General features: G+C 61.9%; 16 protein-coding genes. 11 read left to right on the plus strand and 5 right to left on the minus strand.

Going from position 1 to position 14677, the window contains the following annotated elements:
- Positions 1-44 precede the first annotated feature (44 nt).
- Positions 45-518: a transcription elongation factor GreA gene (greA, locus tag BJ122_RS10530; protein WP_110780993.1), complete on the plus strand. Its 474-nt coding sequence runs from the start codon at positions 45-47 to the stop codon at positions 516-518.
- A 165-nt stretch (positions 519-683) separates the two neighbouring features.
- Here the strand turns inward: greA and BJ122_RS10535 are convergent, their stop codons facing one another.
- A complete protein-coding gene (locus tag BJ122_RS10535; RefSeq protein WP_110780994.1) occupies positions 684-1163 on the minus strand; it encodes an Lrp/AsnC family transcriptional regulator in 480 nt (159 codons plus the stop codon).
- Between the two features lie 238 nt (positions 1164-1401).
- Between BJ122_RS10535 and trxB the strand changes: the two genes are divergently transcribed.
- From trxB to BJ122_RS19885, 3 genes are all read left to right on the plus strand, one after another.
- Positions 1402-2367, plus strand: a complete 966-nt coding sequence (gene trxB, locus BJ122_RS10540) for a thioredoxin-disulfide reductase (protein WP_110780995.1) — start codon at positions 1402-1404, stop codon at positions 2365-2367.
- 2 nt (positions 2368-2369) lie between these two features.
- Positions 2370-3293 carry a LysR family transcriptional regulator gene (locus BJ122_RS10545; RefSeq protein WP_181418926.1) on the plus strand — a complete coding sequence of 308 codons (924 nt, stop codon included), beginning with the start codon at positions 2370-2372 and terminating at the stop codon, positions 3291-3293.
- A 66-nt stretch (positions 3294-3359) separates the two neighbouring features.
- On the plus strand, positions 3360-3494 hold the full coding sequence (locus tag BJ122_RS19885) for a TilS substrate-binding domain-containing protein (protein ID WP_181418927.1): 135 nt from the start codon (positions 3360-3362) through the stop codon (positions 3492-3494).
- Positions 3495-3786: 292 nt separating this feature from the next.
- Here the strand turns inward: BJ122_RS19885 and BJ122_RS10555 are convergent, their stop codons facing one another.
- The 4 genes from BJ122_RS10555 to BJ122_RS10570 form a co-directional block, all read right to left on the minus strand.
- On the minus strand, positions 3787-4467 hold the full coding sequence (locus BJ122_RS10555) for a ParA family protein (RefSeq protein ID WP_110780998.1): 681 nt from the start codon (positions 4465-4467) through the stop codon (positions 3787-3789).
- Positions 4468-4558: 91 nt separating this feature from the next.
- Positions 4559-4957: a hypothetical protein gene (locus BJ122_RS10560; RefSeq protein ID WP_245407692.1), complete on the minus strand. Its 399-nt coding sequence runs from the start codon at positions 4955-4957 to the stop codon at positions 4559-4561.
- Between the two features lie 248 nt (positions 4958-5205).
- The gene (locus tag BJ122_RS10565; RefSeq protein ID WP_146227180.1) at positions 5206-5613 is read right to left on the minus strand and encodes a hypothetical protein; all 408 of its coding nucleotides are present in this window, start codon (positions 5611-5613) and stop codon (positions 5206-5208) included.
- A gap of 367 nt (positions 5614-5980) precedes the next feature.
- Complete coding sequence (locus BJ122_RS10570; protein ID WP_110781000.1) at positions 5981-7504, minus strand: helicase HerA domain-containing protein; 1524 nt, start codon at positions 7502-7504, stop codon at positions 5981-5983.
- A 512-nt stretch (positions 7505-8016) separates the two neighbouring features.
- Here BJ122_RS10570 and BJ122_RS10575 point away from each other — a divergent pair.
- From BJ122_RS10575 to BJ122_RS10595, 7 genes are all read left to right on the plus strand, one after another.
- The gene (locus BJ122_RS10575; RefSeq protein WP_103011104.1) at positions 8017-9351 is read left to right on the plus strand and encodes a tyrosine-type recombinase/integrase; all 1335 of its coding nucleotides are present in this window, start codon (positions 8017-8019) and stop codon (positions 9349-9351) included.
- Entirely contained in the window at positions 9348-9833 is a 486-nt protein-coding gene (locus BJ122_RS10580; RefSeq protein WP_146031308.1) for a hypothetical protein, read from the plus strand. Before BJ122_RS10575 ends, BJ122_RS10580 begins: the two co-directional genes overlap by 4 nt.
- A 121-nt stretch (positions 9834-9954) precedes the next feature.
- Positions 9955-10179 (plus strand): helix-turn-helix transcriptional regulator, encoded by a 225-nt coding sequence (locus tag BJ122_RS19010; protein ID WP_037267671.1) that lies wholly within the window; start codon positions 9955-9957, stop codon positions 10177-10179.
- The gene (locus BJ122_RS19260) at positions 10166-10324 is read left to right on the plus strand and encodes a hypothetical protein (RefSeq protein ID WP_181418928.1); all 159 of its coding nucleotides are present in this window, start codon (positions 10166-10168) and stop codon (positions 10322-10324) included. Before BJ122_RS19010 ends, BJ122_RS19260 begins: the two co-directional genes overlap by 14 nt.
- A 357-nt stretch (positions 10325-10681) precedes the next feature.
- Positions 10682-10882 carry a helix-turn-helix transcriptional regulator gene (locus BJ122_RS19890; RefSeq protein WP_103011107.1) on the plus strand — a complete coding sequence of 67 codons (201 nt, stop codon included), beginning with the start codon at positions 10682-10684 and terminating at the stop codon, positions 10880-10882.
- A gap of 70 nt (positions 10883-10952) precedes the next feature.
- On the plus strand, positions 10953-11390 hold the full coding sequence (locus BJ122_RS19015; RefSeq protein WP_146227181.1) for a hypothetical protein: 438 nt from the start codon (positions 10953-10955) through the stop codon (positions 11388-11390).
- Complete coding sequence (locus BJ122_RS10595) at positions 11383-14676, plus strand: bifunctional DNA primase/polymerase (protein WP_110781002.1); 3294 nt, start codon at positions 11383-11385, stop codon at positions 14674-14676. The genes BJ122_RS19015 and BJ122_RS10595 overlap by 8 nt, the downstream gene beginning before the upstream one ends.
- Position 14677: the final 1 nt, after the last annotated feature.

Consider the following 14677-nt stretch of genomic DNA (forward strand, 5'->3'; position numbering starts at 1 on the left):
ATCACGGGACCACGTGACGACCACGTTGAAGGACGAAGATCGCTATGGAAAAGGTACCGATGACAGCGGGCGGATACGCCGCACTTCAGCAGGAGTTGAAGCAGCGTCAATCCGTGGATCGTCCGCGCATCATCGAGCACATCGCCGAGGCGCGGTCTCATGGCGACCTGTCGGAAAATGCCGAATACCACGCGGCCAAGGAAGAGCAGTCGCACAACGAGGGTCGGATTGCCGAACTCGAGGACAAGCTGGCGCGCGCCGACGTGATCGACATTTCCAAGCTGTCCGGCGACACCATCAAGTTCGGCGCCACCGTGACGCTGATCGATGAAGACACCGAGAAGAAGGCGGTCTGGCAGATCGTCGGCGAGCCGGAAGCCGATGCCAAGAAGGGCCGAATCTCGATCACCTCGCCGCTGGCGCGTGCCCTGATCGGCAAGAAGACCGGCGCTTCGGTGGAAGTGATGGCGCCGGGCGGCGCCAAGGCCTACGAGATCACCAAGGTCGAGTGGATCTGAGCGGCGACGCCCTCCACCACCACTACACAATTCAAAAAGGCCGCAGCGATTGCGGCCTTTTTCATTTTGTGGGCGCCCTGGCGGCGGCCGCTTTTTCGGGCGTTCCGCCCGAAAATGTTCTGCCTGCGAACGCCGTAAGCAGATGGGCGACAGCGCGGCGGCTGCTCAGTCCTCGCCCTTCAATTCCAACGGCACCGCGGCATCATATTTGGAATTGCGCAGCACCAGCGAGGTGCGGACGTTGCGGACATGCGGCGCCGCGGTGAGATGGGCCACGAAGTGCTGAAAGGTCGCCATATCCGGCGCCACGCATTTCAGGATGAAATCGACCTCGCCCGACAGCATCCAGCATTCCCGGACCAGCGGCTCATTGCGGACGAATTCCTCAAAGCCGCGCAGATCGGCCTCGGCCTGGCTGGAAAGATGCACCGAGGCAAACACCGTGACATCGAAACCGAGCCGCCCCGGATCGAGCAAACCGCGATAGCCTTGGATATAGCCTTCGTCTTCCAGGGTCCGCACCCGCCGCAGACAGGGCGGCGGCGATATTCCGACTCGTTTGGCCAACTCGACATTAGTGATCCGGCCGTCGGCCTGAATTTCACTGAGAATCTTCAGGTCAATATCATCAAGATTCTTGGTCACGCGCGCGCAGTCCCGTCGCAGCCCATCGAAGCAAATCGGACCCTTTTAGCGCAGTTGGGGCGCGTGCGTAATTTTATTTCGCAAACCGTGCACAGGAACCAAAGTTAGGGGAAAATTTGCCGGTATGGATTGCAAATCTTGCATAGCTTACCAGATGACCTACATTTCGGAATGAACGCGATGCTTGCTTGCATGATCAGCCGCATCCACCGTTCCTGCAGGAAGCGATCATCGACCTATGGCTAATCCGGTTCAGACGAAAGTCGTCATCATCGGATCGGGACCGGCTGGCTACACCGCGGCGATCTACGCTGCGCGCGCCATGCTCGAACCGATTCTCATTCAGGGCATGCAGCCCGGCGGGCAACTCACCATCACCACCGAGGTCGAGAACTACCCCGGCTTCGCCGAGCCGATCCAGGGCCCCTGGCTGATGGAGCAGATGGAAAAGCAGGCTCTGCATGTCGGCGCCAAGATCGTCACCGACCTCGTGACCGATCTCGACGTCAGCCAGCGGCCGTTCCGCCTGACCTGCGACAGCGGCGAGGTCTATCTCGCCGACACCGTGATCCTCGCCACCGGCGCCCAGGCGCGCTGGCTCGGCCTGCCGTCCGAACAGACGTTCAAGGGCTTTGGCGTTTCGGCCTGCGCGACCTGCGACGGCTTCTTCTATCGCGGCAAGGAAGTCGTGGTGGTCGGCGGCGGCAACAGCGCGGTCGAAGAAGCGCTGTTTCTGACCAATTTCGCCACCCAAGTGACGGTGGTGCATCGCCGCGATCATTTCCGCGCTGAACGCATCCTGCAGGACCGGCTGTTCAAGCATCCCAAGATCAAGGTGATCTGGAACCATGCGGTCGATGAGATCGGCGGCACTGACAATCCGCACAAGGTCACGCACCTGAAAATCCGCGACGTCAACAGCGGCGCGGTGACGGAGTTGCCTGCCGACGGCGTGTTCATCGCGATCGGCCATGCGCCTGCCACCGAACTGGTGAAGGGCAAGGTCAAACTCAAGCCGTCCGGCTATGTCGAGGTCGCGCCGAATTCGACCGCGACCTCGGTGCCGGGCGTGTTCGCGGCCGGCGACGTCGCGGACGAGACCTATCGACAGGCAGTCACCGCGGCCGGCATGGGTTGTATGGCTGCGCTCGAAGTTGAACGTTTTCTGGCCGCGCAGAGTACCGAACGAGTCGCGGCGGAATGACGATGGCCAGATCTCGCGACGGATTTTCCGATATGGACTGGGACAAGCTGAAGGTTTTCCATGCGGCGGCGGAAGCCGGCAGCTTCACCCATGCGGGTGAGCAGCTCGGCCTGTCGCAATCGGCCGTGTCGCGCCAGGTGAGCGCGCTGGAACAGGAGCTGTCAGTCTCGCTGTTTCATCGCCACGCCCGCGGCCTGATCCTGACAGAACAGGGCGACCTGTTATTCCGCACCGCGCATGACGTGTTCATGCAACTGCAGGCGGCGCGCGCCAAGCTGACTGACAGCCGCGAACGGCCGAGTGGCGACCTCAAGGTCACCACCACGCCGGGGCTCGGCATTCATTGGCTGGTGCCGCGGCTCGGCGAATTCACCACGCTCTATCCGGAAATCCGCATCTCGCTGATTGTCACCGACGAAGAACTCGACCTGTCGATGCGCGAAGCGGACGTCGCGATCCGCACCCGCAAGCCGACCCAGCCGGACCTGATCCAGCGCAAGCTGTTCTCGATCGGCTTCCACGCTTATTGCTCGCCCGAATACATCAAGCATTTCGGCACGCCGCGCACGCTCGAGGAACTCGATCATCACCGATTGATCGTGCTCGGCGACACCCATGTGCCGCCGCATCTGCAGAACCGCAATTGGCTGATCGATGCCGGCCGCAACGGCCTTGGCCCGCGCGAGCCCTATTTCAAGGTCAACAACATTTTGGGCGTGATCCGCGCCTGCCAGCAGGGGCTCGGCATCGCCGCGCTGCCCGACTATCTGGTCGAAGAGAACAACAAGCTGGTGCAGCTGTTCGGCGAATCCGACTCGATCCAGCTCGACACCTACTTCGTCTATCCGGAGGAACTGAAGTCGGTGGCGCGCGTGCAAGTGTTCCGCGACTTCGTGGTCAGCAAGGCGCAGCGCTGGCCGTCTTGATCGGCTGGCAACGCGCTCTCGATCGCCAGGCGGATTAATGACTACACATCGCATGACAGACATGCGGTGTGTGCAGTTGCCGCCTACCCATCGCGAAGGTCATACTTACTTCGATACTGGCTCCGCGCTGCGCATTGTCCCCCTCCTCCAGCGGCGCGGCGGATCAGTTCCCTCTTGGAAGGTGATTGTGTCGGCCTTTAAGGCCTACCTTGACCGGGTTCATCGAACCCGGTTTTTCTTTGCGTGCACGTCATCTTTTCGTTGCGTGCACGTGATCGCGCAGCACCAGCATTTGGCTAAGGCCAACGCCGATCCCCCTTGTTGGGATGATGATCTCTCACGCGACATAGCGACAAGCACGGCGCAGCAAGCACAGCACACCAAGCATAGCAAAACGCGGCCAGCGTCTTGGCGACGCTTGAACCGCACTCACAGCTCAACTGGTGGCCTGCCGCCCTCAGCAAAGAGCAGCAGCCCCGTTACAAGCAGGCGATCAAGCCGCCTGCTTGTGCATGGTGCCGTTGTTGGTGGCGGCGCCGCGGATCGCCTTGATCGAACGCTCGATCGCGGCGAGCAGCCGGCTGATCTCCGACGCGGCCCGGCCCTCCGATGAATATTCTTTGGCGCCTTCGCCATGGCCGAGCGCCAGCACCAGATCGGCGCGATTGGTGATCTGCCCAGTCCAGACCGGCGCGCGGAACTTGCCAAGCTCCTCGCGCGCCAGCGCCACGATCCGGCTTTCGACATCGTCGCGGCGCGCCGGCGCACCGTTGATCACCACCGCATAGGGTTTGCGTGCGGTGCGGCAGCACTGGATGGTCTCCTGCACCGAGTTGACGTCGAACACGCCGGGACGTGCCGGAATGATCACCATGGTCGCGGCGCGGATCGCGTCTTCGACCACCGGCGAGGTGTTGGGCGGGGTATCGATGAACACCCACTGATAGCCTTCGCGCTTGGCAGCGGCGATCAGATCGTTGACCGAGCGCGTCGCGGTCTTGAGCGGCGGCTCGTTGCTGTCGCGCAGCTTGTGCCACAGCGCCAGCGACCCTTGAGGGTCGGCATCGATCAACAGGCAGGGACGGTTCGGCCTATGAGCCTGTGCGGCCAGATGGGCGGCCAAGGTGCTCTTTCCAGACCCACCTTTACGCGAAGCAAAGACGATGACATTCATCCGACGGCCTCCCAAGGCTACTTGGCAGAAGGTTGAATCACACGCTTGATTCGCGAAAGACAAATTTTGCTGCTTGATAGCAGCGTTGCCGTTATTTGATCGACAGCAGTTCTGATTTTTGCGTCACACGATGAATGCGGTGCGTGCGCGGGGCGCGATGCAGATCATGATCGCGATGCCGTTCATGATCATGACGATGCTGCCAGCGCGCCATTCTGCGCTCGGCCCATGAGAGTCCACGGATCACCGGGCGGCGCAGCACTGCGACATCCTGCGCGATCAGGATCATGCCGAGCGGCAGCATCCACAGCCCGAGTATCGGCAAGAAACTGAACACACCGCCCACGATCAGTGCGATAGCCAGCGGAAATCGCAGCCATCGTGATGACGGACGACGTAGCCAGCCGACCAAACGTGCTGGCCTCGGTAACAATCTGTGCTGCAACTGCGCCAGATGGCGATCAAGGTCCGCCTTGCTCGGATGCGACACTCGTTTCCTCCCGACAACATTGTATCGGGAAGCAAAGCGGCAAGGCCTTGGATGTTCCTGAGCGCGCCGTGATCAGGTGTGGCAACTTCGTGGTCTAGAACTGCAATAGCGAGCACCACTGGTTACGGTGCAACGCATGATACCAGCGGTCATTGCATCCAATCGATCGCCGCGGGTGGGCCTTCAACGTCGATGCCCGCGAGGCGCGGACATGATCTCCATTGATGCCGAAGGATGTGGCGCGCGCTTTACGATCCCGTGGAGCCGGTCGATCCATTGGTGCGCGGCTTGGTTTGCGACTTGGTTTGCGACTTGGCTTGCGACTTGGCTTGCGACTTGGCTTGCGACTTGGCCTGCGATTTGGCCTTCGACTTATCCTGCGACTTGGCTTGACGCGGCGGCTTGTTGGCGAAGGCGGCGCGCGGCGGCGGCTGGAAATACACCGCGCAGCGCTGCGACAGCTGCGTCTTGTTGCGGATCATGCAGGCGGTGATCTGGTCGACGTTGGGAACGAAACTGCCGCACAGCCGCATCGCGTCGTCGGTGCAGGCTTCCTGCTGCTCGGGAGTGTAGGCCGCGGCGCGATCAGAGCCGACCGCCAACAAGACCACCGCCGTCATCAGACCGAACTTCGCGGCATTCGCTCGCCTTCCCATGGCCGTCCCCCAAATGCGCTTGCGCGCGTTGCTGTTTGCTTTCACCCCATGCGGCCTGGCCGGCCGACCTTTGCTCTGCGTCCCGGCGCGCGCCGTGGCGGCGTGCCGGGATAGTGTTGGGCGACGGACGCTGCGCCATGCGCCCCGCTTGGCCGCAGCCAACCAGGAGGCAGGACCGCACATCGGCAGCCCCGCGGCGCAACACCCCATGCGATGAACCTAAAGCCCACCCATCCATGACAACGTGATCCGCAGCCGTCCACTGCAGATGCCAACAGGTTGCGCCGAACCCAGCCGATGCGCAAGCCGACGCTGAACGGATTCCACCGCGCGCTGCCGGCCGCCGAGCCGGCTTGCGCGGGTCAGATCATGCAGGCACGTCGCTGCATTCCTCGACCGGCGCCTCGTCGGCGTCCGGATCGCCGGGCGCGGTCGCCCAGGCCAGTTCCACCAGCGTCACGATCCGCCGGCCGGCGCCGTCGAGCTGGCACACGATCAGGCCCTGTTCCTCGATATAGGTCAGCAGTCGCCGCGCGCGGCGCAGCGAGCGCGAGCCATAGGCGCGGGCCAGCGTGGCATCGCTCGGGCACGGCCAGCCCTCCTTGGCGGCGCGAGCGATCATCAGGAACAGGCCCTGCATGTCCTCGGGCAGAATCGAGGCGCGCAGCATCACGTCCTGCCATTCGTCATTGTCGGCCATGTCGGCCGAACCCAGCCCGGCGCGCGCCCGGGTCAGCATGCGCCGGAACTCGGTGAGGTCGGGCACCGCGGCGGCCAGCCCCTCGATCCGGCACCGCACCCCAAACTCCTGATACAGCACGCCGATCGCCTGAAAGCCGGCGTCGGGCTGCGCCATCACCGCCGCCAAAATCTTGTCCATCCGCTCGCGCCGCTCGGCAATCTGTTCAGCGCTGAGCTGCGGCTGTTCAGGGGCCTCGGCCGCCGGCTCCAGCGCCGCGGCCGCGGATTTCGCCGCCATCAACTGGCCGAGCAGGTCTGGCGCCACGGTGCGGCGCGGCGCACGAACCGGCTCAGGCGGCGGCGCCGCCAGCACCACGGCGCGGGCGTCTTCCAACGTGGCTTCCGGCAGCGGCATCAGCCGCGGCGTGGCATTGCGCGGCTTGGTCTCGGTCGGGCCGATCCGCAGCGCAAGCGGGCGGCGCGACAGCGCCGGCCCGAGCGCGATGAACTGGCCGCGTTCCAGATCGCGGAACGCGTCGGCCTGCCGGCGCTCCATGCCAAGCAGATCGGCGGCGCGCGCCATGTCGATGTCGAGAAAGGTGCGGCCCATCAGAAAATTGGAGGCCTCGGCGGCGACGTTCTTGGCGAGCTTGGCGAGCCGCTGCGTCGCCACGATGCCGGCCAGGCCGCGTTTGCGGCCGCGGCACATCAGATTGGTCATGGCGCTCAGCGACAGCTTGCGCGCTTCGTCCGACACTTCGCCCGCCACCGCCGGCGCGAACAATTGCGCTTCATCGACCACCACCAGCATCGGGTACCAATGGTCTCGGGCGACGTCGAACAGCCCGCCCAGAAAGGCGGCGGCGCGCCGCATCTGGTTCTCGGCGTCCAGCCCTTCGAGATTGAGCACCGTCGACACCCGGTGAATGCGGGCGCGCTCGCCGGCGACCTGCAGGCCGCGCTCGGTATGGTCCTCGGCGTCGATCACCAGATGGCCGAACCGCTCGGCGAGCGTCACGAAGTCGCCTTCCGGATCGATGATGGCCTGCTGCACCCAGGGGGCGCTCTGTTCCAGCAACCGGCGCAGCAGATGGGATTTGCCGGAGCCTGAATTGCCTTGCACCAGAAGCCGGGTTGCCAGCAGTTCCTCAAGATCCAGCGTCGCCGCAGCGCCTGCTGTCGTCTGTCCCATCTCGATGGCAACGGTCATCTGCTCTCAAAATCTCCTTGTGGGATGCGGGCTTATCAACCCGGCCGCAGTGCGTCGAGCACCCGCGGCGCACGTTGCTGTGTGCGGCGCGGGGGTACGGTGATGTTGCTGTGCACGAGTGCTGCGCCGCGGCCGCGAGCCCTGTTGGCATCAAGGGCTGTTCGCGCCGGCGCGCTGCATCAAGCGCCGAGTCGGCCCAAAACCGCAACGCATGTCCGCGCATCGCTGACGCGAGCGAGGGCATCGTCTTGGCGGGTGGCGGAATGAAGGCGGTGAGGTGAAGAGGGTGGAATGAGGGTGGTACAGTTGGGTGGGTTCGAACCACCGACCTCCTGTTCCACAGACAGGCGCTCCACCAAATCAGGCACTATCAGAAGCACTCAGCAAAAGAACAAAATCGTCTTTTTTCAGATACTTATTTTAGTTCCGCGCCTCTTAACGCCTCATTGCACATCACCACCAGTCAACATATAGGTGGGACTTGAAGTGGGACTTTGAGAAGGTGCAAGATAATGAGAAAGCCGCTGTCGGCGGTTGCGATTACCGGCGCGAAGCCGAAGCCGAAGCGCTATGCCATCACAGACGTGGGGCATCCAGGACTGAGGTTGCTAGTTTATCCGAGCGGCGAGAAGTCGTTCGCATTCCGCTACAAACGGCCCGACACTGGCCGGGACGTGACCTTGACACTCGGCCCCGCCGCCGGACCGGGCGCGATTACCCTGAGCCAAGCGCGCGATTTGGCAAGCGACGCGCGCCGAAAACGTGCCACCGGCGACGATCCAGCTGCGACGCGTCGGGCTGAGCGCGCAGCAAAAATGGCGCAGATCGAAGCCGAAGAAAAAGAGGCGCGCCGCCGAGACAATGTGGTTGCACTAGTCCTAGATCGCTACTACCGCGATAAAGTGAATGGCATGAAATCCGCCGGGGAATTGAAGCGCCTCTTGTCTAAGGAGCTTGGTGTTTGGTCGAAACGGCGCGTTGACGACATTTCGCGCGCAGACGCGATCAGGCTGATCGACGCCATAAAGGATCGAGGAACACCGGTGCTGGCGAATCGGACCCGCGCCGCAGCCCGGACGTTTTTCGGATGGTGCATCGATAAAGCGCTTATTGAAGAGAACCCGTTTGAGCGCACGAAGCCGGTTGCTACGGAAACGCCGCGCGACCGGACCCTCTCTGATCCGGAACTCCGGGTTTTACTGCTTGCAATTGACCGGATGGATTGGCCGTGGCGGCCGTTCTTCCGGCTTCTGCTCATCCTCGGGCAGCGCCGAGATGAAGTTGCCGGGATGAACTGGGAGGAGCTCGACCTAGCCAGTACTAACCCTGTGTGGGTGCTGCCTGCGACGCGATCGAAAAACGGCAGGGAACACGCCATCCCCCTCCCCCCGCAAGCTGTAGCCATCCTGTCCAGCATCGATCGCGTTCATGTGCTCGACTCAAAGACTGGAAAGCTTTTCGAGTCCCCCTTCGTTTTCACGACCACAGGCAAAACGCCAATCTCAGGTTTTTCCAACGCGAAGGAGCGGTTGGACGCAGATATGCGCAAAATTGCCTGCGAAGAAGCGGAGAAGTTGGGCATCCGACCGCTAGTTATCGCACCGTGGCGCCTCCACGATTTCCGCCGCTCAATAGCATCAGGAATGGCTGAACTTGGGGTCAGCGTGTCTGTTGCAGAAAAGGTGATGAACCATGTGTCAGGCACATTCGCCGGCATTGTTGGTGTCTACCAGCGGCATGATTTCTTTGCGGAGAAGCGCCACGCCCTGAACTTGTGGGCAGACCACCTTTCGGGCTTAACCGCCCCAAGGCAATCGAATGTCGTTCAGTTCAAGACTGAGGCGTGAAAGTGAGCAAACTCCCTTCAGCACAAGAAATCGCACGCGGTGAAATCGCAGTTATGGTGGAAATCTTCGAGCGCGAAGGCGATGTTTCGGCGGCGTGGCGCGCATTCTCACTTGCGCGGAAGTACGGATGTGAGCTTCCCGAATCCATCAATTCCGAAATCGATCGCTTTGCAGAGGCAGTTGGGGCTATTGCCGAACGAGCGCACCAGGGCGACCATAAAGCGACGATCGACAACGAGACGGTCGGGAAAATTTGGAAAAATCACAAGAACCGAGATTCCGGTGGTGCGGCCTTTAGGGCGCGGCGGGACTATGACATCGCGGTTGCGGTGGAACGGCTGAGACGCGCCGGCTCTTCGGCGTCTCACGCCGTTACCATCATCTGCAAACGGCATGGCGTCAGCAAAACCACCGTGCAAGATGCCATGAAGCTGCACGCCGATATTCGCTACATGGGGACCGACGAACTGGACGCCCTGTAGGCGATCCAAGCGACGGACAGCGACGGATGGTTTCCGGCGAAGTGGGGGACTTAAATGGGCTGATGCCCTCCGCCATCCACGCTAGTTTTGATGCGTCACCAAGCATCAAGGAGCTGTTACCGTGGCGCGTTACGCAAAGGCAAACACCCTTCTCACGTATCTCGACATCAGCCGATCCACATTGGACCGCAGGGTTCTCAACGACCCGACCTTTCCCCGGCCGATCTACGTCGGACGCATGCGCCGGTTCGATTTGGATGAGATCGATGCATGGTTGGCGTCGCAACCGACGACCTCTCCAGCCGCCAACGACAACACGCGGAAGGCCGACTATGCCGCCGCTTGAGATTGCCACCGAAGCCGATCACGCCGCAGCCCTCGCTGCCGCTCTTGAGAGTGCCGACGAAACGACGCTCGACCCGACCGACTGTCGGTTGGCCGCCAATACCCTTCGCCATTACGCGGCGCTTCTGGACAACGTAACGCCCTGATCCAGCGCCGCCACGGCGCTGCCCCCCCGGAAGCCCCGAGGCCAAGCTAGCGCAGATGCGTCAGAGAAGGCACGGGCAATCCTGCGGCGGGATGGAAGATGTGCGGCAGTTCCCTGTCGCGCAGGCCAATTTCAACGACCGTTGGGCCATCCTTCAACTAGCCGCCGAAGGGTTCGGCATCTCTGATCCCGCCGTTGCTAGCCTCTCCGGTCTGTTCGCTGTGAGGCCGGTTTGGCTGTACATGCGGAGGCGGCGGCGTAGGTGGCGAGGTAACGGGAGATTCAAATGACCTGTTTGAAGGTCTCTGTATCTCTCAATCTGCCTCAACGACAACCGAGCGCAACCGACGAGCCTTAAATGCACATACTTGAGGACGAACTGCTCGACGAGGACTTCATTGCCGCCGTCACGCGGCGGAGCAAAAGCACGTTGGCCGATTGGCGACGTAAGGGCACTGGACCCGCGTTTGTACGGATTGGGCGAACGCCCCGCTATCCCCGCGAAGATTTCAGCCGGTGGCTACAAGCCAACCGAGTGGACCCGACCGCGAGAGCGTGACCAAAAAAGGAAAGACCCGGCAGGAGTAAGCCTGTCGGGCCGAAGTCTAGATGAAGGAAGATGGTAGCTAATGCGTAACATTCACAAGCCGCGCCAACAGGTTCATTCTGATAGCCGCCGATACTTCATCCTTATCGATGGAAAACTGTGCCGTTACACGCCGAAGCCCGGAGAGCCTGCGGCGATTGCTATTCGCCATCAAGGGCAATGGCGATTGATCTTTACCGGCTATACAGACGCAGAATACTTCGCCAGTTACCCCCATGCGCGGGGGCGCTTTACCGTCCAGCAGATCAGCCACGATTACTTCCACTGGCGCTACGTCAGCCGTGGCGGTGGGGAAATGAGCGGTGATAGCTACGACCTTTTCGATACGGTGCAATGGTTTCGAAGCGCCACACCAATCAATCGGTTGCGGCGAACTCTCCGCCGCCTCGCCTTGCGCGATTGTCACCGCGTAATTCGTAACGCTCCCGATCTCGTTAGCTCGCTTCGCTTTCATGCCTGACAGTCAAACGTATTTCGAGCAACTGCTTGCGAACGGCTTCAGCCCGCTACCGATTTCCCGCCACCTATATCCAACCGACCGACCTGGTTTTGGCAAAGCCCCCGGCGTTTATGGCGGCGTCGATCCCGAGACGGGCGCCGTTCGCTGGTTCCTGCTGAAAGAGTGGCAGCACTATTGCGCTGCGCCTGCGTCCATTCACAAAGCTCACGCTTGGGGGCGGATGATCAACGCGCACGGTGGCGGCATTGGCGTGGCGTGCGGGTATCGCAATCTGATCGCCATCGACGTTGACCATGAGGCATTGATTGAGCCGATCCGTAAGGTACTGCCGACCTTCATGGTCGCTCGGCGCGGGAAGAAGGGCTTCGCCGCCTACTACCGGGGTGCCGAGGTGTGGCCTACGAAGGCATACGACGACGCCGATGGGCGGAGATTGCTCGATTTCCTCGCAGGCGGCTCGCAGACAGTGCTACCGCCCACGGTCCATAAAGACACCGGCCTGCCTTACGAGTGGATCACTGAGCGGACGCTGCTCGACACGTCGATTGATCAGCTACCGACACTCACGCAAGCCGACAAGGACGCGATTGAAGCTGTTCTGAAGACGTTCGGTTGGCAGGACAAGCCTAAGCACCAACCGTCGCCAGTGCCTGCACCTGCGCGTTCTAGTTGGCATTCGGACGTAGCTGACCAATTTGCATTCATCGACGAAGTGAACGCGGCAGCGCTCGCCAATCTTCCGGCGTGGGTTGAAGGGCTCAACCTGCCCAAGGGGCATTGGCAAGGGCAAGCATTTCGCGGCGTCGCGTGGTGGCGCAACTCTGGCTCGGGGCGCGACACCGCCGCGCGCGCCGCGAACCTTTCAATCTCACCGAGCGGCATCAAGGATTTCGGCGCAAACGAAGGCTATACACCCACCAAGGTTGTCAAATACGCGCTTCGCCTATCCTGGCCGGAAGCATCCGATTGGCTTTGCAGCCGACTCGGTATCGCTCCGCCTGCGCCGATCAGCCTGCGCAACGGCTCGAAGGATGCGCGCAAGCCGCTGCCGGAGGCACGTGGCGCGGTCCGATCAGTCATCGCAGATTTCTTTGATGCCGTTCCGGCCGCGATTGCCGCCCGGCGCTGCTACGACAATGAACGCACCCTCGCACGTATGGGTGAAGGGCGCTTTCCGTTGTGGGTGCCGGCAATGCCTATTTGTGTGCTGAAGGTCGAAACCGGTGTCGGTAAATCGCACGAGTTGGCGGAAGTAGTTTCTGTGCTTGAGCGCCCCGCCGCGATTTTCGTACCAAGCCATGATTTGGCTGAACAAACCGCTGCGGGTTTGCGCGCTCGGGGCGTGAGCATTGAAGTCTACCGTGGCTTTGAGCAGCGCGACCCGCTGTCGCCGGACCAAAAGATGTGTCGCAACGGCCCTGCCTACGAAGCCGCGCGGGCGTTGGGCGTCAGCATCCGTTCGACCATTTGCGAGCGCCGTATTGAAGGCATTTTGCGTCGCTGCCCTCTTGCGGATGAATGTGGTGCGGAACGACAGCGCAAACTACGCCCCCGGCATTGGGTCCTCCCGGCAGCGATGTTGACGCTCCCCCGGCCGGATTTCATTCCCGAGTTTGACGCGCTGGTGATCGATGAGTCCTTCATCGGAAATTGCGTCGCCAAAACGATCAAGATTCCACTCGCCGATTTGGTCGGCCCGGTTGATGGCTCATGCTATTCCGTTGCGGAACGCGCGGCGCTGCAACGCGGTCGGCAGCATTTGCTTGAAGCTTGCCTTGAAAGCGAGCGGCAAGGCGGGTGGTTGTTGCGCGCCGAGCTGAATCACCGCGCTTTGGATGGCGACCACGCCGGTTATCTCGCCTTGCTTGAGCGCCGCAGGATTGACGATAGCGATCTGACACCGGGAATGACGCCGGCAGCCTTGCGAAACGCGGCCAAAAAGCGCGGTGTGGCGAACAAACTCGCGGGGATGCTGGCCGACCTGTGGAACGAAATCGAGCTATTCCGCCTGGAGGATCACGACTCCTCGGGCCGCATCAGGATCGACGGTTCGGAGATCATCTTGACCCGTCTTACGCCTGTGCATCGTGACTGGCACATTCCGACGCTGGCGCTTGACGCGACCCCGCCACCCGATACGCGCCTGATCGATATGGCGTTCGGAGCGCCGGACGGCACCGCGCAGATCGCGGCTGATGTGTTGGCACAGTGGCCTAAACACATTGCCGTGCGGCAGTACCTGGGAGCGCCAGTCTCAAAGAATAAACTGGGACTGCGTCCCGGTCAGAAGCTCGCAAAGCAAAATGTTCGCGACATCGTCCGGCACGTTCAGATGCGGGCGGCTGAGGCCGCCCCCGATCGGATCGGGCTGATTGGGGAGAAGCCGCTTTTGGACGTCATCCGGGACGATCTGCCGGCGAACGTCAGCCCCCTGCATTTCGGCAAACTCGCCGGACTGAACAACATGCAGGACGTGGCCGGCCTGATCGTGGTAGGCCGCAATATGCCATGGCACAGCACCATGGAGTACGATGCCGGTGTATGGCTCGGGCGCCCCGTGGCACCGACCGGCTTTGAAAAGGTCCGCGCGAAGATCGGCGAACGCAACGTTTCGGTTGATCGCCACCGTGATCCCACCGTTGACGCGCTCCGATGGCTGATCACTGAGGGCGGGTTGTTGCAAGCGGTCGGCCGGCTGCGCCCGCACCGCCGGGCCGCCCCGTGTTGGCTTGAGATCATCAACGACGTGGCTCTCGATTTGCCCGGCCTCGTCGCGGCCGATTGGAAAGCACCGGGTGCGTTGGCCGTCATGATGGCTGCGGGGCTGGTATTGGAGAACAGCCGGCACGTGGGGTTGGTCTTCGGTTTGAAGAAGCATCAAGCGGAACAAGCGGCCACGTCTGGGGCTTCCAGTTGTCCCGATTTCTCTAAGAGGGTTCTCCATAGAGAAATCTGGACATCTGCACCGAATACCGCTCACACAAACCTGACCGATAATCGATCAAGGCCAAAAACGTGCCGCATCCGATACCGGAAGGCTGGTGCGCGAAATCGGATCAACAATGGCGTGCTGCTGCCCCATGTAATGACCGGCGGACCGGCGGCGGTTCGGGAGCTGTTGGAAACCAAGCTCGGGACCAAGCTTGCGGTGCTCGAAATCGAGCGCGCCCGGGCGATGGATACCGCTTACGGCCGATCAATCTTTGCGAACGCCGCGCGACTGATCGAAGAGGTCGCCAGCGAGAAAGACGACGCAGCCGCGACCGTTGAGCGCGCCGTGGATTGAG

The organism is Rhodopseudomonas faecalis (assembly GCF_003217325.1).
Classification (GTDB): Bacteria; Pseudomonadota; Alphaproteobacteria; order Rhizobiales; family Xanthobacteraceae; genus Rhodopseudomonas; species Rhodopseudomonas faecalis.